This is a genomic window from Blautia sp. DFI.3.45 (assembly GCF_020593505.1).
Classification (GTDB): domain Bacteria; phylum Bacillota; class Clostridia; order Lachnospirales; family Lachnospiraceae; genus Blautia_A; species Blautia_A wexlerae.
The window spans coordinates 1-208 of sequence record NZ_JAJDMI010000275.1; the positions used below are offsets into that span (position 1 = coordinate 1).

At 44.7% G+C, this 208-nt stretch carries 1 pseudogene; it reads right to left on the minus strand.

Annotated elements, in window-relative coordinates:
• A pseudogene (locus tag LJE09_RS17850) lies at positions 1 to 208 on the minus strand (sugar kinase); the annotation flags it as partial.

The window sequence follows — 208 nt, forward strand, 5'->3', positions numbered from 1 at the left end:
GCGATTGCTGTATTCGCACGGTCAGAGCATCCTACTGCACCACGGATACCAAATCCACGCTCTGTAAAGTTGATACCATTTCTGCAGATACGTCCGATTCCGTCTGTCTTCTTCCAGTTAATTAAAGATGTATCTACTCCACCCTGAAGAATAAAGTCCTCCATCAGTTTGCCAACTTCGTTATCAGCAAATGCTGTGATAACTGCAG